This is a genomic window from Microcella indica (assembly GCF_013414345.1).
Classification (GTDB): Bacteria; Actinomycetota; Actinomycetes; order Actinomycetales; family Microbacteriaceae; genus Microcella; species Microcella indica.
The window spans coordinates 261,337-281,143 of sequence record NZ_CP058670.1; the positions used below are offsets into that span (position 1 = coordinate 261,337).

A 19,807-nucleotide genomic window follows, 5' to 3' on the forward strand; every position below is an offset into this window, starting at 1 on the left:
CTGCGCCGACGGGCGGCTACGCGCCGGCGGGCGCGGTCGGCACGCGAGCCCCGGTCTCGTGCGAGCGGATGACCGCGTGCGCGAGCTCGAGCGCACGGCGACCCGCCGACGCCGGCACGGGCGGCGGCGTGCCGGCGCGCAGAGACGCGAGCACAGCATCCAGGTGCCGGTCGAAGGTGCGCTCGAACGACCGTGCCTCGTCGTCGAAGTAGCCCGGCCGCCACACCCGCTCGGTCTCGTCGCCGACCGACTGCAGGCTCAGCGATCCGACGGTGTCGCGGATGACCGCACGGCCCGCCGTGCCGTTGAGCTCGACGACCTGGCTGTCGCGGTAGGCGTACGACGAGTCGTACGTGCCGAGCATCGTGCCGACCGCGCCCGAGGCGAACTCGAGGGCGATCGCGACCGTGCTGAACGCCCCGTAGGTCATCGACGTCATCTGCGCGGCGACCGACGCGATAGGCCAGCACAGGTGCTCGAGCAGGTCGAAGCCGTGGCACTGCGTCTCGATGAGGTTGGCGTGCGGCGACGGCCCGCGGTTCGCCTCGCCGCCGAAGCGCCAGGTCGCGAACACGAGGTCGCCGAGCTCGCCGGCCTCGATCGCGGCCCGCGCGCGCAGCACGGGCTCGGCGTAGCGGTGGTTGAAGTTGATGGCGAAGAACGTGTCGCCTGCGGCCTCGAGCAGCGCGTCCGCCTCGCCGAGGTCGAACACGAGCGGCTTCTCGACGAGCAGGGGCACGCCTGCGCGCAGCAGCGCGAGGGTGGGGGCGAAGTGCTCCTCATTCGGGAGGCACACGGTGACGAGGTCGGGATGCTCGGCCTCGAGCATCCCGTCGAGGGAGGTGTAGCCGCGCGTGCCGTAGGTGGCCGCGCGCGCCTCGGTGCGCCCGGGGTCGCGACCCACGATGCCCACGAGCTCGGTGTCGAGACGCTCGGTGACGACCCGCGCGTGCTGGGCGCCCCAGCCGCCTGCGCCGACGACCGCGATGCGCAACGGCGCGACGTCGCGCTCGCCGCGCCGCTCGATGCTCAGTGCGCTGCTCGTCATGTCGCCCTCCTCGCGGCGCTCGCCGTCGACCGCCTTCCGTCACCGCACCGCTCGCCGTGCGCCGGGCTTCCGCCGGTAGGGTTGAGGCGTGATGGAGATCGAGATCGGGCAGACCAAGCGCGCGCGTCGGGCGTACTCGTTCGACGACATCGCGGTCGTGCCCAGCCGTCGTACCCGCGACCCCCAGGTGGTGTCGCTCGCGTGGAGCATCGACGCGCTCAAGTTCGAGATGCCCGTGCTCGCGGCGCCCATGGACTCGGTGATGAGCCCCGCGACGGCGATCGCGATGGGTCGCCTCGGCGGTCTGGGCGTGCTCGATCTGGAGGGGCTGTGGACCCGGTACGAGGATGCTGAGGCTCAGCTCGCCCGCATCCGCGACCTCGACCCGGCCGAGGCGACGGCAGCCATGCAGGCCATGTACGCCGAGCCGATCAAGCCTGAGCTCATCAGCGCGCGGCTCGCGGAGATCCGCGCGGCAGGGGTGCCCGTTGCTGGAGCGCTGAGCCCGCAGCGCACGCAGGAGTACCACGAGGCCGTGCTCGAGGCCGGGGTGGACCTCTTCGTGATCCGAGGGACGACGGTGAGCGCCGAGCACGTGAGCACCGACGCCGAGCCTCTCAACCTGAAGAAGTTCATCTACGAGCTCGACGTGCCCGTCATCGTGGGCGGCGCCGCGAGCTACACCGCCGCGCTGCACCTCATGCGCACAGGCGCTGCAGGGGTGCTCGTCGGCTTCGGCGGCGGGGCTGCGTCGACGACGCGCTTGAGCCTGGGCATCCACGCGCCGATGGCGACCGCGATCAGCGATGTCGCCGCCGCCCGACGCGACTACCTCGACGAGTCTGGAGGCCGCTACGTGCACGTCATCGCCGACGGCGGCCTCGGTACGAGCGGCGACATCGTCAAGGCGATCGCAATGGGCGCCGACGCGGTCATGCTCGGGTCGGCTCTCGCGCGCGCGACGGATGCTCCGGGCGGGGGCTGGCACTGGGGCGCCGAGGCGCACCACCCCGAGCTGCCGCGCGGCCATCGCGTGCACGTCGGCCAGCTCGCGCCGCTCGAGCAGGTGCTCCTCGGGCCGAGCTCTCAGGCGGATGGCCAGGTCAATCTCATGGGAGCTCTGAGACGATCGATGGCGACGACCGGCTACTCGGACGTCAAGGAGTTCCAGCGCGTGGAGGTCGTGATCGCGCCGTACCAGTCGCACTAGCGTCGGGGGCGCCGCGCGGCCCCCGCGCCTCACACTCGGGAGAACAGCATGGTTCGAGGAAAGACCGTCACCCGCTCCACCAAGCTCGGCCCCGACGAGCGTGCGGCGGCGATCGCCCGGCTGCGTGAGAAGGAGCTCGACATCCTCGTCGTCGGCGGCGGCATCGTCGGCACCGGCGCCGCGCTCGATGCCGTGACGCGAGGGCTCAGTACCGGGATGCTCGAGCAGCGTGACTGGGCGAGCGGAACGAGCTCGCGCTCGTCGAAGCTCGTGCACGGCGGCATTCGGTACCTCGAGCAGCTCGACTTCCGCCTCGTGCGCGAGGCGCTCATCGAGCGGGGGCTGCTGCTGCAGCGCCTCGCCCCGCACCTGGTCAAGCCCGTGAAATTCCTCTTCCCCCTCACGAAGCCGCTCATCGAGCGCGCCTACATCGGAGCGGGCATGGCGCTCTACGACCTCTTCAGCTACACGGGCGGGCGCCCGCCCGGGGTTCCCCACCACCGACACCTGAGCCGCCGCCAGGTGCTGCGGGCGGCACCGAGCCTGCGCGGCGACGCGTTCACGGGTGGGCTCACGTACTACGACGCCCAGGTCGACGATGCCCGCTACGTGTCGACCCTCGCGCGCACGGCCTCGTTCTACGGGGCCCACGTCGCGAGCCGCGTGCGCGTCGAAGGGTTCCTCAAGGTCGGCGAGCGAGTCGTCGGGGTCACGGCGCACGACCTCGAGACGGGGGAGCGCTTCGAGGTGAAAGCGCGCCAGGTCGTCAATGCGACGGGCGTGTGGACGGACGACACGCAGGCGATGGTCGGGGAGCGCGGGCAATTCAAGGTGCGGGCCTCGAAGGGCATCCACATCGTTGTGCCGCGCGATCGGTTCCAGTCGACCCTCGGCCTCCTGCTGCGCACCGAGAAGAGTGTGCTCTTCGTCATCCCGTGGGGCCGGCACTGGCTCATCGGCACGACCGACACCGACTGGGATCTCGATAAGGCGCACCCGGCAGCGACGGCGGCCGATATCGACTACCTGCTCACGACGGTCAACGAGGTGCTCGCCGTGAAGCTCACGCGCGAGGACGTCGAGGGCGTGTTCGCCGGGCTGCGGCCGCTGCTCGCGGGGGAGTCGGACGAGACTTCCAAGCTGTCTCGCGAGCACATCGTCGCGCACACCGTGCCCGGGCTCGTCGTCGTCGCGGGCGGCAAGTGGACGACGTACCGCATCATGGCCAAGGACGCGATCGACGAGGCCGCGGCCGCACTCGACGGCAAGGTGCCGGCGAGCGTCACGGAGGACATCGCGCTGCTCGGTGCCGAGGGCTACCAGGCGGCGTGGAACAAGCGGGGCAAGATCGCGCGGGCCTTCGGCGTGCACAAGGTGCGCATCGAGCACCTGCTCAACCGCTACGGCGTGCTCACGGATGAACTGCTCGACCTCATCATCGCGCGGCCTGAGCTGCAGGAGCCCCTGCCGGGTGCCGATGACTACATCGCCGCGGAGGTCGTCTACGCCGCGACGCACGAGGGCGCTCTGCACATCGAGGACGTGCTCGCGCGTCGCACGCGCATCTCGATCGAGGCGTGGGATCGCGGCGTCGAGGCGGCACCCGTCGTCGCGGACCTCATGGCTGCCGAGCTCGGCTGGGACGACGAGCGCCGCCAGTGGGAGGTCGAGCACTATCTCCGCCGTGTAGAGGCGGAACGCGCGAGCCAGGAGCAGCCGGACGACGAGAGCGCCGACCGCGTGCGGATCGCGGCGCCGGATGTGTCATCGCGCGTGGGCGGTAGCAGTGCCTAATCTTGCCTATTCGGGCGGCGCGACATGGTGGGCGGTCGCCCGACGCCCCAAGTGGGTCGCCGCCCTCGCCCTCGCCCTCGGCGTCGCCGCCGCCTTCGCGGCCCTCGGCCAGTGGCAGCTCGAGCGGTCCATCGAGAGCGCGACCGTCATTGAGCGCGACACCGAGACAGCGGTGCCGCTCGCCACCGTTGCCGAACCCCAGCAGGTCATGACCTCCGACGCGAGCGGCCGGCTCGTCACGGTCGACGGCTCCTGGCAGGCCGACGACGAGGTCGTCGTCACCGGTCGGCTCAACAACGCTCCCGGCGGCGACGGTGCGCCGGGCGACTGGGTCGTGCGCCACCTCGTGACCGACGACGGCCACAGCCTTGCCGTGGTGGTGGGCTTCGTCGAGCCCGGGGCGAGCATCCCGACCCTGCCGGCGGGCGAGACGCAGCTGACCGGGCGGTACGTGCCCGGGGAGGCGCCGCAGGTCGGCGACTTCGAATCCGGCGCACGCGAGACGATCTCCGTCGCCGAGCTCGTCAACCTGTGGGCCGACCCGCAACCCGTCTACGCCGGCTACCTCGTCGACAGCGACCCGCCCCCCGGCTTCACCGCCGTCGCCGCACCCCCGCCCGAAGCGGAGGTCGAGCTCAACCTGCTCAACCTCTTCTACGCGCTCGAGTGGGTCATCTTCGGCGGCTTCGCCGTGTACCTGTGGTGGCGACTCGTGAAGGACGAGCAGGAGAAAGAGCAGGCCGAGCGGGATGCGGACGCAGCAGACCCGGCAGGGCTCGCCCCCGCGCACGAGTCGCCCCAGCCCGCGCCCGTAGACTGAGCGCATGGTGATCGGCCCGAAGCCCGCAGACATCCCCCTCATCCGACGAACTCTCGCGGTCTACAAGGTCTCCTCGATCATCACGGGCATCTTCCTGCTCGGGCTCGTCGTCATGATGGTGACCCGCTACGGCCTCGGCAGCGACATCGAACTGAACGGCCCCTCCGGGTTCATCGCGCTCAGCCCCGTCGACACCCTCACCGGGTTCAACCTCTCGATCTTCCTGCTCGCCGTCCACGGCTGGCTCTACGTGCTCTACCTCGCCTGCGACTTCGTGCTGTGGCGCGTGCTGCGGTGGCCGTTCCGGCGGTTCCTGTGGATCGCGATGGGCGGCATCATCCCGTTCCTCTCGTTCTTCTTCGAGCGCCAGGTGCCCCGCCAGGTGGAAGACGTCATCGCCGGGCTGACGCCCGAGGATGCGCACGCCGTCACCGAGGGGAGCGCGGCATGAGCGAGGTCAGCACTGAGGCGGTCACTGCGGCGGTCACCGAAGCCCGGCCCGTGCTCGTCGTCGACTTCGGCGCTCAGTACGCCCAGCTCATCGCGCGGCGTGTGCGCGAGGCGAGCGTGTACAGCGAAATCGTGCCGCACACGATCACGGCCGCCGAGGTCGCGGCCAAGAACCCCGTCGGCATCGTGCTCAGCGGCGGCCCCTCGAGCGTGTACGAGCCGGGCTCGCCCGACCTCGACCCGGGAATCCTGCAGCTCGGCGTGCCCGTCATGGGCATCTGCTACGGCTTCCAGGTCATGGCCAAGCAGCTCGGCGGCGAGGTCGCGCGCACGGGTCGCCGTGAGTACGGGTCGACCCCGATGCGCGTCGTCGGCGACGGCGGCGTGCTGCTCGCCGGTCAGCCCGACGCGCAGACGACGTGGATGAGCCACGGCGATTCGGTGGCGCAGGCCCCCGACGGCTTCGACGTGCTCGCCTCCACCGACGACACCCCCGTGGCGGCGTTCGCGAGCGACGAGCGCAAGCTGTACGGCGTGCAGTGGCACCCGGAGGTGAAGCACTCCGAGTTCGGGCAGGGCGTGCTCGAGAATTTCCTGCACCGCGCGGCGGGCATCCCGGCCGACTGGAACAGCGGCAGCGTCATCGCCGAGCAGGTGGAGCGCATTCGCGAGCAGGTCGGCTCGGCCCGCGTCATCTGCGGCCTCTCGGGCGGCGTCGACAGCGCGGTCGCGGCGGCCATCGTGCACGAGGCGGTCGGCGATCAGCTCGTGTGCGTCTTCGTCGACCACGGCCTGCTGCGCGCCGACGAGCGGCGGCAGGTCGAGGAGGACTACGTCGCGGCGACGGGCATCCGACTGGTGACGGTGGATGCCCGCGAGCAGTTCCTCGACGCCCTCGCAGGTGTCACCGACCCCGAGTCGAAGCGCAAGATCATCGGGCGCGAGTTCATCCGCACCTTCGAGGGTGCGGCGGAGGCGCTCGTGCTCGAAGCGCAGGGCGAGGGGGAGGCCGTGCGTTTCCTCGTGCAGGGCACGCTCTACCCCGACGTCGTCGAGTCCGGCGGGGGCACCGGCACGGCCAACATCAAGAGCCACCACAACGTGGGCGGGCTGCCCGAGGATCTCGAGTTCGAGCTCGTCGAACCGCTGCGCGCGCTCTTCAAGGATGAGGTGCGGGCGATCGGCCGCGAGCTCGGGCTGCCCGAGGCGATCGTCGGCCGTCAGCCGTTCCCCGGGCCGGGGCTCGGCATCCGCATCATCGGCGAGGTCACGCTCGAGCGCCTCGACCTGCTGCGCGAGGCGGACGCGATCGTGCGCGCCGAGCTCACGGCGGCGGGGCTCGACCAGGAGATCTGGCAATGCCCGGTCGTGCTGCTTGCCGACGTGCGATCGGTCGGCGTCCAGGGCGACGGGCGCACGTACGGGCATCCCATCGTGCTGCGCCCCGTCTCCTCGGAGGACGCGATGACGGCGGATTGGACGCGCCTCCCATACGACGTTCTCGCGCGCATCTCGAACCGCATCACGAACGAGGTGGACGGCGTCAACCGGGTCGTGCTCGACGTCACGTCGAAGCCCCCCGGCACTATTGAATGGGAATAGTTGCGCAGCGAGGCCATTTCTGGCCTCGCTGCGCAACTATTCCAGCGGGCGTCCCGGTGCGCGCGCTGGAGCTAAAGGCGAAGGCCATTTCTGGCCTTCGCGCGACGCCAGCGCCGACCGCGGTCCCCGCGGTCGGTCTCTGAACCCGCGGGCAACATGAGCCGGACAGTGCTGTCGTTGGGCTCCGAACTCCCAAGCAACCCCCACACAACAAGAAAGGGCCGCCCCGAAGGGCGGCCCTCATCCCGTACCTCTGTCGGCTATTCGCCGCGCAGGATGGCGAGCATCCGCAGAATCTCCATGTAGAGCCAGATGACGGTGAGGACGATGCCGAACACGGCGCGCCAGGCGAACATGCGCGGGGCGCCGTTCTCGACGCCGGTCTTGATCTGGTCGAAGTCGAGCACGAGCGAGTAGGCGGCGAGCAGGACGACGAGCACGCCGAGCACGAGGCCGATCGGGATCTCCGTGCCGGGAATGTACGCGCTGCGCAGGCCGAACGCGTTGTCGGTTGCGCCGAACAGCATCATGCCGAGGTTGACGAGCGAGAACAGGGCGTAGCCGACCATCGCGATGAGGAAGACCTTCGTGGCCCGCTTCGACGCACGAATTTTGCCGCTGCGGAAGAGAAGGAGGGTCACGACGAAGACAGCTGCGGTGCCGATGAGCGCCTGGATTGCGATGCCCGGGTAGAGCACTTCGAAGATCGCCGAGATGCCTCCGGCGAAGATGCCCTGCACACCGGAGTATGCGAGCACGAGGCCGGCTGACGGCTTCTTCTTGAAGATGTTGACGAGGGCGAGTACGAAGCCGACGATCGCGGCGGGGATGGTGAGGAAGGGCACGAACCAGCCGACTGCGGCGCCGAGGGCGACGAGCGCGAACGCGCCGACGGCCTTCTGGATCGTGTCTTCGTAGGTCATGCGTTCGGTCTGCTCGGGGCTCGCCGAGGGCTTGCCGTAGAGCTCGTCGAGCTGCTCGCTGGAGGGCGTCGCGGCACGGTGCATGATCGCGGAGGACTGGTTGAGCGAGAACGCGGGGGAGTTGAACGCGGGGTTCGAGGTAGCCATGGCTCGATTCTAGTGAGAATCGCTATGAGCACGCCGAGCGATCGCTGCGGCCCACCAGGCCGACCCGACGATGACGAGGGCGGATGCGCCCAGTGCCAGCGGCATCCCTTCGTACTCGCGGAACACCGCCGCAGCGATCACGCCGTTGAGCAGCACGGGGCTCACGGCGAGCAGGCTGCGCCACGGGCGGTGCCGCACGAGCAGCCAGAAGAGAAAGGGAATCGTGAGGGTCCACATCAGCTGCGGCCCGGCGAGCAGCAGCCACCCGACGAAGGTGCTGAGCACGATCGGCAGCACTCGGCGCCAGCCCCGCGCGGGCATGATGAGCCAGCCGACGACGTGCGCGACCGTGCCGACGGCGAGGGGCAGCAGGCTGTCGGGGCCGGCGGCCTGCAAGTGCACGAGGCCGCCGACGATGAGGGTGAGGCCCGCCCAGCGGCGACCGTCGTAGGTGCCCCAGCGCAGGGGTAGCCGCGCCGCGGCCTCGAGGGGCGCTACGGCCACGGCAGCACTCCGCCGTCGAGGGCCACGAGCACCGCTCCCACGATGATGAGCAGGCCGACGAGCCATAGGTAGCCGAGGCCGACGGCGATCCAGGCGGGTGCGGTGCCCCGTTCGCGGCCCTGCGAGCGCGCGATCTGGCCGAGCGCGATGTGGCCGAAGAGGGCGGCCACGGGGCTGAGTAGCACGGCGAGGATGAGCGCGGCGATCGCGAGCGGGTTGGTGCGGCGTCGCGGCCGTCGGGGAGGAGTGCGCGCGGTGTCGCCCTGGCGCTCATGGAGGTTCGCGCCGGGCAGCGTGTCGCCGTCGGCGACCCCGGGCTGCTCGGCGTTCATGCCTTGCAGAGTATCGGCGTAGCGTTGACGGCGTGTCAGACGCGCCACGCCCCCAGGTCATCGCTCATCGCGGCGCGAGCGCGTACCGGCCGGAGCACACGATGGCCGCCTACCGCCTCGCCATCGCGCTGGGCGCCGACGCGATCGAGCCCGACATCGTGCCGACCAGGGATGGCCAGCTCGTGCTCCGCCACGAGAACGAGATCGGCGGCACGACCGACGTGGCAACCCGCCCCGAGTTCGCCGACCGTCGGCGCACGCAGACCATCGACGGCGAGCGCGTCACCGGCTGGTTCACGGAGGACTTCACGTGGGCCGAGCTCGCGACCCTGCGGGCCCGCGAACGGCTGCCCGAGCTGCGTCAGGCGTCGGCCCGGTTCGACGGGCACTACCCGATACTGCGGCTGCGCGACCTCATGGCGTTGCTCGATGGCGCGGAGCGGCCCGTGCGCATGGTGGCCGAGCTCAAGCACGCGACGCACTTCGCGGCGGCTGGCCTGCCGCTCGACGAGCTCTTCGCCGCCGAGGTGGCCGGCTGGGGCGGTCGGGAGCGCCTCGTCGTCGAGTCGTTCGAGCAGACGGTGCTCGGGCAGGTGCGCGCGCGGGGCGTCGATGCCGAGTACGTGTACCTGCTGGAGCGGCGCGGTGCGGCGGCCGACCTCGTCGCGCGCGAGGGGTCGGCGGCGCCCAACTATGCCTCGCAGCTGACCGATGGCGGCCTCGCGGTTCTTGCTCGCGACGTGGACGGCATCAGCCCGGAGGTCTCCCTGCTCGTGCGGCCCGGGACCGGGGTGGCGGGCCGCGACGGCGAGGACTGGCGGATGCTCGATCACGGCCTCGCAGCATCCTCTCTCGTGGCGCGCGCTCACGACCGGGGCCTGCGCGTCTACACGTGGACTCTGCGCGCCGAGAACCGCTTCCTGCCGGCTCCTTGCCGCGTCGGCTCGAGCCCTGCCGCGCACGGCGACTGGCATGGGTTCTTCGGCGCCGTGCTGTCGACCGGGCTCGACGGCGTCTTCGCCGACCAGCCCGACCTGGCTCTCGAGGCTCGCGCCGCCCTCTGACCCTCGAGCGGGGAGGCGGTCGGGGGCGCGACCTAGACTGGGGCCGCCATGAGCTTCCTCCCCGACGACACCCTTGACACCTCGAGTGGGCACGGTGACCCGCTGCTCGAGGGCCTCAACCCGCAGCAGCTCACCGCAGTGCAGTCGCGCGCGCAGGCGCTGCTCATCGTCGCGGGTGCCGGCTCGGGCAAGACGAGCGTGCTCACCCGCCGCATCGCCCGGCTCATCCGTGATCGCGAGCTGTGGCCCAGCCAGATTCTCGCAATCACCTTCACCAACAAGGCGGCGGGCGAGATGCGTGAGCGCGTCGAGCAGCTCGTCGGCCGGGATGCCGCGCAGGGCATGTGGATCTCGACGTTCCACTCGGCGTGCGTGCGCATCCTGCGCCGGGAGGCCGAGCAGTTCGGGTTCACGCGCGGGTTCACGATCTACGACTCCGCCGATTCCCGCGCGCTCATCAAGCGGCTTGTGAAGGATATGCAGGCCGACACGCTCGGCTTCACGGTGAGCGCGGTCGCCGGCAAGATCTCGAAGCTCAAGAACGAGCTCATCGACGTCGAGGGCTACAGCCGCCAGATCAACGCCAACGACCCGACCGAGGTCATGTTCCTCGAGCTGTTCCGCCGCTACACGGCCGAGCTCCGACGTGCGAATGCTTTCGACTTCGACGATCTCATCGCGCAGACCGTGTACCTGTTCCGCGCCTTCCCGCAGGTTGCGGCGCTCTACCAGCGCCGGTTCCGGCACCTCCTGGTGGACGAGTACCAGGACACCAACCACGCGCAGTACGCCCTCATCCGCGAGCTCACGCGGCCGGTCGAGCCGGCGCACGTGCCCGCCGATACTCGCATCGAGACCGACGCGAGCGGGGGCATCCCCGCGGCGGCACTCACGGTCGTGGGCGATTCCGATCAGTCGATCTACGCGTTCCGCGGAGCCGACATCCGCAACATCGTCGAGTTCGAGCGCGACTTCCCCGGCGCCGAGGTGATTCTGCTCGAGCAGAACTACCGGTCGACGCAGACGATCCTCGACGCCGCGAACGCCGTCATCGCGAACAACTTCGACCGCATCGCGAAGAACCTGTTCACGGCGGTCGGCTCTGGGGAGAAGATCGTCGGCTTCACGGGCTACAGCCAGCACGACGAGGCGCAGTTCGTGGCCGACGAGATCGGCACGCTGCACGATGCGGGCACGCCGTACAACCAGATCGCCGTGTTCTACCGCACGAACGCGCAGACGCGAGCGCTGGAGGAGATCTTCATCCGCTCGGCGATCCCGTACCGCGTGCTCGGTGGCACGAAGTTCTACGAGCGCGCCGAGATCAAGGACATGATGGCGTACCTCATCGCCGTCGCGAACCCGGCCGACGGCCTCGCCATGCGGCGCATCCTCAACACCCCCAAGCGCGGCATCGGGCCGGCGACGGAGACGGCCCTCGCGAACCACGCCGACGAACTGGGCGGCACGATGATCGATGCGCTGCGGGATGCCCCCGCCCTCGGTCTCGGGCCAAAAGTGACCGCCGCCATCGTCGACCTCGCCGCGATCCTCGACGCGGCGAGCGAGTCGCTCGACACGGGTCTGGTGCCGGACATCCTCACGGGAATCCTCGAGAAGACCAAGTATCTCGAGCTGCTGCGCGGCAGCCGCGACCCGCAGGACGAGGCGCGCGCCGAGAACGTGGAGGAGCTCGTGGCGGTGACCCGCGAGTTTCAGAAGAACAACCCAGAGGGTCGCCTCATCGACTTCCTCACCGAGGTCGCGCTCGTCGCCGCAGCCGACGACCTCGACGACTCGAGCGGCACCGTGTCGCTCATGACCCTGCACACGGCCAAGGGGCTCGAGTACGACGCCGTCTTCATCACGGGGGTGGAGGAGAACCTGCTGCCGCACCAGATGAGCGCGACCGAGCCGGGCGGCCCTGCTGAGGAGCGCCGCCTCTTCTATGTGGGCATCACGCGCGCCCGCCAGCGGCTGCACCTGAGCCTCGCGATGACCCGCACGACCTTCGGTGACACGCAGGTCGCCGCCCCGAGCCGGTACCTGCAGGAGATTCCGGCCGAACTCATCGACTGGCGGGACGCCCCGGGCATGGGCACGCGCACGACCGGGGGCGGCCAGCGCGCGCTCGGCGGCTCGGGCACGCCGAAGTTCGGGTACAGCACCTCGCTGCCACCGGGGAAGCCGAAGAAGGAGTGGGCGAACACGGTCACGGCGAAGGTGCGCGACAACGGCGACCTGACGCTTGACGTGGGAGACCGCATTCGGCACGCCGACTTCGGCGACGGATCGGTGACGAGCGTGACGCAGAACGGCGCGAAGTCGATCGCCGAAGTGCAGTTCGAGAAGGCGGGGCGCAAGCGCCTCCTCGTGAAGATTGCCCCGATTCAGAAGCTCTAGGACCTCGCCGAACCCCGCCAGCCTGCCGGGCTCGAGCGGACGCAGCAGGGACAATGGTGTGACAGACGTCAGGAGACCTTCATGGACATCTCGATCATTCCGCACCCGCAGGGCGTGACGGAGATCAGCGTGAGCGGCCGGCTCAACATGGTCACCGCGGCTCGGGTGCGCGAAGCCATCCAATCGGCCGTCGACGACAACCGGCCCCGCGTCGCGATCACTCTTGAGCACGTCGTCTTCCTCGACTCCTCGGGTCTCGGCGCACTCATCGCCGGCATGAAGACAGCACGAGAGGCGGGGGGCGATGTGCGGCTCGTGAAGCCGACCGAGCAGGTGGAGCTGGTGCTGGAGCTCACCAACATGGCCGGCGTGCTGCGGAGCTTCGACAGCGTGGAGAGTGCGTACGCGGATGCCTGACATGGTGACCCGCACCCTGCGGCTCACTGCGCCGCCCCACACGGTCGACACTGTGCACGACCTGCTCGACTCGGTGTGGGAGAGCGTGCCTGACCTGAGTGCGCGCGACCGCATGTCGCTCGAGACGGCGATCATCGAGCTCACGGCGAACGTCATCCAGCATGCGAACCACGGGCGAGGTGTGCAGGCGACCCTCACCGTCATCGCGTACGAGGACCGCCTGGAGGCGACGCTGAGCGACTCGGGCGAGGTCGACCACGTCGACCTCGAGGGCCGCGAGATGCCCGAGGCGGAGTCCCTCGCCGAGTCGGGCCGGGGCGTTCCCCTCATGAAGGCCCTCGTCGACACGGTCGAGCACCGACGCGTCGACGGATTCAACCACTGGACTCTCGTGCGTGGCCGTGAGGCGCAGGACGTGGATCGCTCCTCGACCCGCGGCATGCCCTCGGTGTCGATCACCGGGGTCATCGACGAGATGGCGCGGCAGCGCGCGCTCGAGGAGCTGGGCATCCTCGATACGTCGCCGGAGGAGCGCTTCGATCGGGTGACGCGCCTCGCGAAGAGCCTGTTCGGCGTGCAGTCGGCGGCGATCAACCTCATCGACGGCGACCGCCAGTGGGCGAAGTCCATCGCCGGCGATGCGGTCGTGGAGATGCCGCGAGAGAGCTCCGTGTGCACTGACACGATCATGGGCGACGACACTCTCGTGGTACCGGAGCTGACAGCCGATCCCGCGTACGCGGTTCGCGCGCAGGACGGTCTCATCAACTTCTACGCGGGCCACCCGCTCTACGCGTCGACGGGCGAGCGCATCGGAGCGTTCTGCATCTACGACCCGCACCCTCGAGCGTTCAGCGAGCGCGAGCAGGCGATGCTGCGCGACCTCGCGTCATGGGTGCAGCAGGAGCTCTCGGTGAGCCAGGAGCTCTCGCGCGCCGCCGAGGTGCAGCAGGGCCTGCTGCCGTCGAAGATGCTGAGCATGCCGGGGTGGGACATCGCCGGTTTCTGCCAGCCCGCGAGGGCGGTGGGCGGCGACTTCTACGACTGGTACCCGGTCGGGGAGGGTGCGGCGATCACGCTCGCCGACACGATGGGCAAGGGCATCGCGGCGGCGATCATCGCGGCGACGGTGCGCGCGGTGCTGCGGTCGGCGGCGCGCTTCGGCGATGTCACGGGCGCTGTCAACCTCGCCGCGGCCTCCCTCAACGCCGACCTCGACACGACGGGCCTGTTCGTGACGCTCTTCCACGCGCGCGTCGACATGGACTCGGGCGAGGTCACCTTCGTGGATGCCGGGCACGGCCTGACGGTCATCGCGCGCACGGACGGCACGATCGAGCGCCTGCGCTCGCACTCTCCGCCCCTCGGCGTCGACATCGACACGGAGTGGGAGGAGCAGACGATCACGCTGGAGCCTGGAGACACGCTCGTGGCGGCGAGCGACGGCGTGCTCGATCTATACGACGGCTCGCTCGACGGCCTGGATCGCGTGGCGGCGCTCGCCCTGCTCGCGTCCTCCTCGCAGGAGGTCGTGGATGCTCTGCGCACGCGTGCCCGCGGCACCTCCTCCGACGACGTCACGGTCGTCGTCGTGCGGCGCGACGACTGAGCGAGAAGGACCCCGCGGTCTTGAGGCTGCGGCGAGCACGCTAAAGTTGGACGCGGATTTGTCTCGACATCGAGAAATCTCGACATCGAGAGACCGCATCGACCACTTCCAATGTTGTGCACGCGGATGGGATGAAACACCGTGGATCTTTTCGAGTACCAGGCCCGAGACCTCTTCGAGAAGTACGGGGTTCCCGTGCTTCCCGGCGTCATCGCCGACACCCCTGAGGAGGCGAGGGCCGCAGCCGAGAAGATCGGCGGCGTCACGGTCGTCAAGGCCCAGGTCAAGGTCGGCGGGCGCGGCAAGGCCGGCGGCGTCAAGGTCGCCAAGACGGCCGACGAGGCCGAGGCTCACGCCCGTGACATCCTCGGCCTCGACATCAAGGGCCACGTCGTCCAGCGCGTCATGGTCGCGGCGGGCGCCGACATCGCCGAGGAGTACTACTTCTCGGTGCTCCTCGACCGGGCGAACCGCACCTACCTCGCGCTCTGCAGCGTCGAGGGCGGTGTCGAGATCGAGCAGCTCGCGGAGGAGCGCCCCGATGCCCTCGCGAAGGTGCACGTCGATCCGCTGACGGGCATCGACCTCGACACGGCGCGCGAGATCGCCCGTCAGGGCGGCTTCTCGGAGGAGCTCGTCGAGAAGGTCGCCCCGGTCTTCGTGAGCCTCTACCGCGTCTTCGACGACGAGGATGCGACGCTCGTCGAGGTGAACCCGCTCGTGCTCACGGGCGCTGGCGACATCATCGCGCTCGACGGCAAGGTCTCGATCGACGAGAATGCCGGCTTCCGCCACCCGCATCAGGCAGAGTGGGCTGGCGGCGAGCAGGGCGACCCTCTCGAGGCGAAGGCCAAGGAGCACGACCTCAACTACGTCAAGCTCGACGGCGAGGTCGGCATCATCGGCAACGGTGCGGGGCTCGTCATGTCGACGCTCGACGTCGTCGCCTACGCGGGCGAGGCCCACGGTGGCGTCAAGCCGGCGAACTTCCTCGACATCGGGGGCGGAGCATCCGCGACCGTCATGGCGGCCGGCCTCGACGTGATCCTCGGTGACGCCCAGGTCAAGAGCGTGTTCGTCAACGTCTTCGGCGGCATCACCTCGTGCGATGCCGTCGCGAACGGCATCGTGAAGGCGCTCGAGATTCTCGGCGATGCGGCGACCAAGCCGCTCGTCGTGCGCCTCGACGGCAATAACGTCGAGGAGGGCCGCCGCATCCTCGCGGAGGCCGCTCACCCGCTCGTGACGCTCGCGAGCTCCATGGACGAGGGCGCCGACAAGGCTGCCGAACTGGCTGCGAAGTAAGGGATACGCGAACAATGTCGATCTTCCTCACCAAGGATTCCAAGGTCATCGTCCAGGGCATCACGGGCGGCGAGGGCACCAAGCACACCGCGCTCATGCTCAAGGCGGGCACCCAGATCGTCGGCGGCGTGAACGCGCGCAAGGCCGGCACGACGGTCGAGCACTCCGCGAAGGACGGCTCGGCTCTCGAGCTGCCGGTCTTCGGCTCGGTCGCCGAGGCGATGTCGAGCACGGGCGCCGACGTGTCGATCGCCTTCGTGCCCCCGGCCTTCGCGAAGGACGCCGCGATCGAGGCCATCGAGGCGGGCATCCCGCTGCTGGTCATCATCACCGAGGGCATCCCCGTGCAGGACTCCGCCGACATCTGGGCGACGGCGCAGGCGCACGGCAACGTGACGCGCATCATCGGCCCGAACTGCCCCGGCATCATCACGCCGGAGGAGTCCCTCGCGGGCATCACGCCCGCGACGATCACGGGCAAGGGCCCGATCGGTCTCGTCTCGAAATCGGGCACGCTCACCTACCAGATGATGTTCGAGCTGCGCGACCTGGGCTTCTCGACCGCGATCGGCATCGGCGGCGACCCCATCATCGGCACCACGCACATCGATGCCCTCGCGGCATTCGAGGCCGACCCCGAGACGAAGGCGATCGTCATGATCGGCGAGATCGGCGGTGACGCCGAGGAGCGCGCGGCCGACTTCATCAAGGCCAACGTCACGAAGCCCGTCGTGGGCTACGTCGCGGGCTTCACCGCCCCCGAGGGCAAGACCATGGGCCACGCCGGTGCCATCGTTTCCGGCTCCGCGGGAACCGCGCAGGCCAAGAAGGAGGCCCTCGAGGCCGCGGGCGTCAAGGTCGGCAAGACGCCGAGCGAGACGGCTTCCCTCATGCGCGAGGTCATCGCCGCGCTGTAAGCGGCGACCGCACTCAGCAGACGACGGCCCTGCCGACCCCCTGGATGGGGCGGCAGGGCCGACGCTGTGTGCGGAGAGGCGGGCGTGTGCCACCCCGCACGATCGTGGGCGCCCGAGCTCAGGCGCGGTAGTGGTCGTCGCGCTCGTACTCGCGCAATGGGCGGGCACGGGGAACCCGGCGGTAGCCGTCGCGCATGATCGCGATGCCCTTGCCGCCGATGCCCGCGGCGGCGAGGAGTGCGAGGAGGATGAGAGCGATCGTGGTCATGGCAGAAAATCTATGACTGGATAATCTCGGCCACGAGTGGCAGGATTGCCATAGTCAGTCAATATTCCGCCACGCTGCTTCGTCTCCTGGAAAGGCCGTCCATGCTCCGACGTGTCGTCGCCCTCGCAATCCCCGGCCTCGCGCCCTTCGAGTTCGGCGTGCTGTGCGAGGTCTTCGGTATCGACCGCAGTTCCTCCGGCGCACCCGCGTTCGACTTCCACGTCGTCACCGCCGACCCCGGGCCCGTGCGCACGAGCCTCGGGTTCGACATCCTCGTGACCGACGACCTGTCGGTCGTGGCCGAGGCCGATCTCATCGCGGTCGCCGCGCGCAGCATCGGTCCGGTGGACGAGCGCTACCTCGAGGTGATCCGCGCGGCGGAGGCGCGGGGAGCCTGGGTGCTCAGCGTGTGCAGCGGGTCGTTCGTGCTGGGTGAGTCGGGCATCCTCGACGGTCGCCGCAGCGCGACGCACTGGATGTACGCGGAGGAGATGCAGCGCACCTACCCCCGCACCGTCGTCGACCCTGACGTGCTGTTCGTCGAGGATCGTCGCGTCATCACGGGCGCGGGCACCGCGGCCGGCATCGACGCGTGCCTGCACCTCGTGCGCCGCGAGCACGGTGCCGCCGCAGCGTCGGTGATCGCGCGGCGCATGGTCGTGCCGCCGCAGCGCGATGGCGGGCAGAGCCAGTACATCCAGCAACCCGAGCTGCAGCACGGCGGCACGAGTCTCGCCGAGCTCACCGACTGGATGCTCGACCACCTCGGCGACGATCACTCGGTCGAGGCCCTCGCGCGCCGCGCGCTGATGTCGGAGCGCACCTTCGCCCGCCGATTCCGCGCCGAGCTCGGCGAGAGCCCCGCCGCATGGCTCAACCGCCAGCGGCTCTTGCGCGCGCAGCAGCTGCTCGAGGAGTCCGACGCCCCCGTCGAGGAGGTCGCGCGCGTGTGCGGCTTCGGCTCCTCGGCGACGCTGCGGCACCACTTCACGCGGTCGCTCGGCACGACGCCGCAGGCCTACCGCCGCGCGTTCGGCGTGCGCGTCGCGCGCTAGGTTGCCGGCATCGCTGCCAGGTGCAGGAACATCGGGCAGGTACTGCCCGAGATGAGCGGGTCCACTACCTGCGGGGCCCCGACTTACTGCACGTGGCAGAACCCCACGTGATCTCCACGCACCTTTCCTCGGATCTGTGGAACCCTGTCCGCATGAGGAATGCACGCGATCGCGCCGGCCCTCGCCTCGCGGCGATCGTCGCGGTGACGGCCGTCACGGTGACGATCGCGGGATGCTCCCCTCGGGTTCTCGAGTCGCCGAGCGGGCTGCTCGTGCCGGTGGCGGCCGAGTACAACGGAATGGAAGCACTGCTCGAGGGCGAACTCGCCACGACATCGGGTGGGTGTCTCGCTGTTCGCTGGGGTGAGCCGGCGACGGTGACGGTCATCGTGACCGCTCCCGGGACCCGGCTTGAGGGTGACAGCGCCGTCGTCATGCCCGGCCACGAGTCGCTGACCGTGGGAGACACGGTTGCACTGGGAGGGGGCTTCCGGAACCCGGACGACTGGCCCGAGAACATCGCCCTTCCCGCCGAGTGCGATTCGGAGACCGAGGTCTTCTTCGTCAACTCGGGCGGCTGACCGGTCTACTCGCGGCGGTCGTGCCGCCGGGGGAGGACGTGCGCGGGCGCCTCGACAGCGGCCGGGAACTCGCACGTGAAGCGGCCCTCGTAGCCGAAGAGGAACCCGAACGTGCGGTTGCGCACCTCGAGGCGGATCACGTACTCGCGCGCCTCGTCGTCGAACGACTCGCGCAGGTCGGCGCGGCCCGAGAAGAGCATCGGGAAGGGGAACGCGAGTGGACCGGCAGAGAAGCGCTGAGCATCCGACCGCAGGTGCAGCGAGCCGTCCTCCTCGACCGCGAGGTCCAGGTCGACGGCGAGGTGCTGGTGCGTGCCGAGGTAGTCGACGACGCGACCCGTCGCGCCGAGGATCATGGTGGCGTCGAAACGCCCGGGCCGCTCAGGGTGATGCGGGTAGTCGAAGGTGCGCACGAATGTCACCGTCTCGCGCCCGAAGGGGTCGCGGTAGGCGTAGTTCTCGACGGTGAAGGGCACGTTCTTGCCGGGATACGGGGCGAGGATGTTGCGGATGCGCCCGATGTGGAGGAACGGCACCGTCCACCACGGGCCGCGCCGGATGCTCGTCATGATGCCGCCACCGACGCACGCGTAGCCCGCCGCGAGGCTGACGCCGAAGCGTCTCTGCAGCATGGGGTGCAGCCGGTCGAAGTCTTCGCCCATGGCTTGCGCGAAGATGCTGCTGCTGTCGGGCCCCTCCCCGCGCTCGGCGTCCCGCGGCACGGCGTCGGGGGTGCTCACGGCGCCGCCAGCGCGGCGAGGTCGGCCGGGGCATCCGCCATCGCGGCGGGGCGTCCGATGCTCCACGTGCAGTCGGAGGCGCGCGGCCGGCCGCGCGGCCACGGCAGCACTGCGCGCCACAGCGGCCAGCGCTCGGGCTCCTCGCCGCGCTCAACCCACCGTCGCAGCCGCGCGAAGCTGTAGGCCGTCATCCACGCGACGAGCGGGCGCACGAGCACTCGGTCGAGCAGCGCACCCCAGCCGGGCTCGTAGTCGTAGCCCGTGAGGAAGCGCACGCCGCCCTCGACGGGCTCGTACCGCCAGTAGCCGCGGCCGTCGCGCAGCGGCGAGAGCCGGTCGGTGGTCGTGAAGCGCAGCGCGGAGGTGCGGGCGCCGTCGGCGCCGAGGCGGGAGCCGAGCGAGATGCCGGTTCCGCGGATCGTGCGCACGAGCATCCCGCGTTCGTACTGGAACCGCCAGAGGCCGCCCTCGCCCTGCTCGGTGGGCACGATGCGGCTGAAGCGCGCGTCCCATCGTGCGTGCGACTGCGGGTCTTGCGTGAGGCTCCACACCGCGTCGAGGTCGGCCGCGACGGTGATCTCGACGCGGATCGCTCGACTGCTCATGCGCTCAGTCTGG

At 70.1% G+C, this 19,807-nt stretch carries 20 protein-coding genes; 13 read left to right on the top strand and 7 right to left on the bottom strand.

All coding sequences use genetic code 11. The features are described from left to right. Positions 1 to 16 precede the first annotated feature (16 nt). Positions 17 to 1,048 (bottom strand): Gfo/Idh/MocA family protein, encoded by a 1,032-nt coding sequence (locus HUJ41_RS01315; RefSeq protein ID WP_179873015.1) that lies wholly within the window; start codon positions 1,046 to 1,048, stop codon positions 17 to 19. 91 nt (positions 1,049 to 1,139) lie between these two features. Here HUJ41_RS01315 and HUJ41_RS01320 point away from each other — a divergent pair, with 91 nt between their 5' ends. Genes HUJ41_RS01320 through guaA form a run of 5 tightly spaced genes read left to right on the top strand, consistent with a single transcriptional unit; the run spans position 1,140 to position 6,924 of the window. Beyond that, positions 1,140 to 2,258, top strand: a complete 1,119-nt coding sequence (locus HUJ41_RS01320) for a GuaB3 family IMP dehydrogenase-related protein (RefSeq protein ID WP_179873816.1) — start codon at positions 1,140 to 1,142, stop codon at positions 2,256 to 2,258. Positions 2,259 to 2,306: 48 nt separating this feature from the next. Next, a complete protein-coding gene (locus HUJ41_RS01325; RefSeq protein ID WP_179873016.1) occupies positions 2,307 to 4,052 on the top strand; it encodes a glycerol-3-phosphate dehydrogenase/oxidase in 1,746 nt (581 codons plus the stop codon). Then, positions 4,045 to 4,872, top strand: coding sequence for an SURF1 family protein (locus tag HUJ41_RS01330; RefSeq protein ID WP_179873017.1), 828 nt, complete (start codon positions 4,045 to 4,047; stop codon positions 4,870 to 4,872). Before HUJ41_RS01325 ends, HUJ41_RS01330 begins: the two co-directional genes overlap by 8 nt. Before the next feature lie 4 nt (positions 4,873 to 4,876). Next, positions 4,877 to 5,323 carry a DUF3817 domain-containing protein gene (locus tag HUJ41_RS01335; protein ID WP_179873018.1) on the top strand — a complete coding sequence of 149 codons (447 nt, stop codon included), beginning with the start codon at positions 4,877 to 4,879 and terminating at the stop codon, positions 5,321 to 5,323. Continuing rightward, positions 5,320 to 6,924 carry a glutamine-hydrolyzing GMP synthase gene (gene guaA, locus HUJ41_RS01340; protein ID WP_179873019.1) on the top strand — a complete coding sequence of 535 codons (1,605 nt, stop codon included), beginning with the start codon at positions 5,320 to 5,322 and terminating at the stop codon, positions 6,922 to 6,924. Before HUJ41_RS01335 ends, guaA begins: the two co-directional genes overlap by 4 nt. A gap of 260 nt (positions 6,925 to 7,184) precedes the next feature. Here guaA and HUJ41_RS01345 read toward each other — a convergent pair whose 3' ends face one another. The 3 genes from HUJ41_RS01345 to HUJ41_RS01355 are packed head-to-tail and all read right to left on the bottom strand — an operon-like array spanning position 7,185 to position 8,830. After that, positions 7,185 to 7,994, bottom strand: a complete 810-nt coding sequence (locus tag HUJ41_RS01345; RefSeq protein WP_179873020.1) for a Bax inhibitor-1/YccA family protein — start codon at positions 7,992 to 7,994, stop codon at positions 7,185 to 7,187. Between the two features lie 9 nt (positions 7,995 to 8,003). After that, on the bottom strand, positions 8,004 to 8,498 hold the full coding sequence (locus tag HUJ41_RS01350; protein ID WP_179873021.1) for a hypothetical protein: 495 nt from the start codon (positions 8,496 to 8,498) through the stop codon (positions 8,004 to 8,006). Next, positions 8,489 to 8,830 (bottom strand): DUF4190 domain-containing protein, encoded by a 342-nt coding sequence (locus HUJ41_RS01355; RefSeq protein WP_179873022.1) that lies wholly within the window; start codon positions 8,828 to 8,830, stop codon positions 8,489 to 8,491. Before HUJ41_RS01355 ends, HUJ41_RS01350 begins: the two co-directional genes overlap by 10 nt. A gap of 32 nt (positions 8,831 to 8,862) precedes the next feature. Between HUJ41_RS01355 and HUJ41_RS01360 the strand changes: the two genes are divergently transcribed. The 6 genes from HUJ41_RS01360 to sucD all read left to right on the top strand — a co-directional run bounded on the left by HUJ41_RS01360 (position 8,863) and on the right by sucD (position 16,545). Further along, positions 8,863 to 9,894 carry a glycerophosphodiester phosphodiesterase family protein gene (locus HUJ41_RS01360; protein ID WP_179873023.1) on the top strand — a complete coding sequence of 344 codons (1,032 nt, stop codon included), beginning with the start codon at positions 8,863 to 8,865 and terminating at the stop codon, positions 9,892 to 9,894. 48 nt (positions 9,895 to 9,942) lie between these two features. Continuing rightward, positions 9,943 to 12,297: an ATP-dependent helicase gene (locus tag HUJ41_RS01365; protein ID WP_179873024.1), complete on the top strand. Its 2,355-nt coding sequence runs from the start codon at positions 9,943 to 9,945 to the stop codon at positions 12,295 to 12,297. Positions 12,298 to 12,378: 81 nt separating this feature from the next. Continuing rightward, positions 12,379 to 12,714: an STAS domain-containing protein gene (locus HUJ41_RS01370; RefSeq protein WP_179873025.1), complete on the top strand. Its 336-nt coding sequence runs from the start codon at positions 12,379 to 12,381 to the stop codon at positions 12,712 to 12,714. Between the two features lies 1 nt (position 12,715). Continuing rightward, the gene (locus HUJ41_RS01375) at positions 12,716 to 14,323 is read left to right on the top strand and encodes a SpoIIE family protein phosphatase (protein ID WP_179873026.1); all 1,608 of its coding nucleotides are present in this window, start codon (positions 12,716 to 12,718) and stop codon (positions 14,321 to 14,323) included. Positions 14,324 to 14,464: 141 nt separating this feature from the next. Further along, complete coding sequence (gene sucC / locus HUJ41_RS01380; RefSeq protein WP_179873027.1) at positions 14,465 to 15,628, top strand: ADP-forming succinate--CoA ligase subunit beta; 1,164 nt, start codon at positions 14,465 to 14,467, stop codon at positions 15,626 to 15,628. 14 nt (positions 15,629 to 15,642) lie between these two features. Next, on the top strand, positions 15,643 to 16,545 hold the full coding sequence (gene sucD / locus HUJ41_RS01385) for a succinate--CoA ligase subunit alpha (RefSeq protein ID WP_179873028.1): 903 nt from the start codon (positions 15,643 to 15,645) through the stop codon (positions 16,543 to 16,545). Positions 16,546 to 16,663: 118 nt separating this feature from the next. Here sucD and HUJ41_RS01390 read toward each other — a convergent pair whose 3' ends face one another. Next, positions 16,664 to 16,813 (bottom strand): hypothetical protein, encoded by a 150-nt coding sequence (locus HUJ41_RS01390; RefSeq protein ID WP_179873029.1) that lies wholly within the window; start codon positions 16,811 to 16,813, stop codon positions 16,664 to 16,666. Between the two features lie 101 nt (positions 16,814 to 16,914). Between HUJ41_RS01390 and HUJ41_RS01395 the strand changes: the two genes are divergently transcribed. After that, positions 16,915 to 17,868 carry a GlxA family transcriptional regulator gene (locus tag HUJ41_RS01395; RefSeq protein ID WP_179873030.1) on the top strand — a complete coding sequence of 318 codons (954 nt, stop codon included), beginning with the start codon at positions 16,915 to 16,917 and terminating at the stop codon, positions 17,866 to 17,868. 152 nt (positions 17,869 to 18,020) lie between these two features. Next, positions 18,021 to 18,449 carry a hypothetical protein gene (locus HUJ41_RS01400; RefSeq protein WP_179873031.1) on the top strand — a complete coding sequence of 143 codons (429 nt, stop codon included), beginning with the start codon at positions 18,021 to 18,023 and terminating at the stop codon, positions 18,447 to 18,449. Positions 18,450 to 18,454: 5 nt separating this feature from the next. Here the strand turns inward: HUJ41_RS01400 and HUJ41_RS01405 are convergent, their stop codons facing one another. Together HUJ41_RS01405 and HUJ41_RS01410 are read right to left on the bottom strand one after the other, a co-directional pair. Then, positions 18,455 to 19,189 (bottom strand): DUF4166 domain-containing protein, encoded by a 735-nt coding sequence (locus tag HUJ41_RS01405; protein WP_246299280.1) that lies wholly within the window; start codon positions 19,187 to 19,189, stop codon positions 18,455 to 18,457. After that, positions 19,186 to 19,794, bottom strand: a complete 609-nt coding sequence (locus tag HUJ41_RS01410) for an SRPBCC family protein (protein ID WP_179873032.1) — start codon at positions 19,792 to 19,794, stop codon at positions 19,186 to 19,188. The genes HUJ41_RS01405 and HUJ41_RS01410 overlap by 4 nt, the downstream gene beginning before the upstream one ends. Positions 19,795 to 19,807 lie beyond the last annotated feature (13 nt).

What these genes read in the sequence shown, in the direction of transcription:
- HUJ41_RS01375 (WP_179873026.1), top strand. Translation starts at nt 12,716, where the DNA reads ATGGTGACCCGCACCCTGCGGCTCACTGCGCCGCCCCACACGGTCGAC.
- HUJ41_RS01410 (WP_179873032.1), bottom strand. Translation starts at nt 19,794, where the DNA reads ATGAGCAGTCGAGCGATCCGCGTCGAGATCACCGTCGCGGCCGACCTC.
- HUJ41_RS01390 (WP_179873029.1), bottom strand. Translation starts at nt 16,813, where the DNA reads ATGACCACGATCGCTCTCATCCTCCTCGCACTCCTCGCCGCCGCGGGC.
- HUJ41_RS01395 (WP_179873030.1), top strand. Translation starts at nt 16,915, where the DNA reads ATGCTCCGACGTGTCGTCGCCCTCGCAATCCCCGGCCTCGCGCCCTTC.
- HUJ41_RS01400 (WP_179873031.1), top strand. Translation starts at nt 18,021, where the DNA reads ATGAGGAATGCACGCGATCGCGCCGGCCCTCGCCTCGCGGCGATCGTC.
- guaA (WP_179873019.1), top strand. Translation starts at nt 5,320, where the DNA reads ATGAGCGAGGTCAGCACTGAGGCGGTCACTGCGGCGGTCACCGAAGCC.
- HUJ41_RS01335 (WP_179873018.1), top strand. Translation starts at nt 4,877, where the DNA reads ATGGTGATCGGCCCGAAGCCCGCAGACATCCCCCTCATCCGACGAACT.
- sucD (WP_179873028.1), top strand. Translation starts at nt 15,643, where the DNA reads ATGTCGATCTTCCTCACCAAGGATTCCAAGGTCATCGTCCAGGGCATC.
- HUJ41_RS01365 (WP_179873024.1), top strand. Translation starts at nt 9,943, where the DNA reads ATGAGCTTCCTCCCCGACGACACCCTTGACACCTCGAGTGGGCACGGT.
- HUJ41_RS01320 (WP_179873816.1), top strand. Translation starts at nt 1,140, where the DNA reads ATGGAGATCGAGATCGGGCAGACCAAGCGCGCGCGTCGGGCGTACTCG.
- HUJ41_RS01325 (WP_179873016.1), top strand. Translation starts at nt 2,307, where the DNA reads ATGGTTCGAGGAAAGACCGTCACCCGCTCCACCAAGCTCGGCCCCGAC.
- HUJ41_RS01315 (WP_179873015.1), bottom strand. Translation starts at nt 1,048, where the DNA reads ATGACGAGCAGCGCACTGAGCATCGAGCGGCGCGGCGAGCGCGACGTC.
- HUJ41_RS01345 (WP_179873020.1), bottom strand. Translation starts at nt 7,994, where the DNA reads ATGGCTACCTCGAACCCCGCGTTCAACTCCCCCGCGTTCTCGCTCAAC.
- HUJ41_RS01370 (WP_179873025.1), top strand. Translation starts at nt 12,379, where the DNA reads ATGGACATCTCGATCATTCCGCACCCGCAGGGCGTGACGGAGATCAGC.
- HUJ41_RS01355 (WP_179873022.1), bottom strand. Translation starts at nt 8,830, where the DNA reads ATGAACGCCGAGCAGCCCGGGGTCGCCGACGGCGACACGCTGCCCGGC.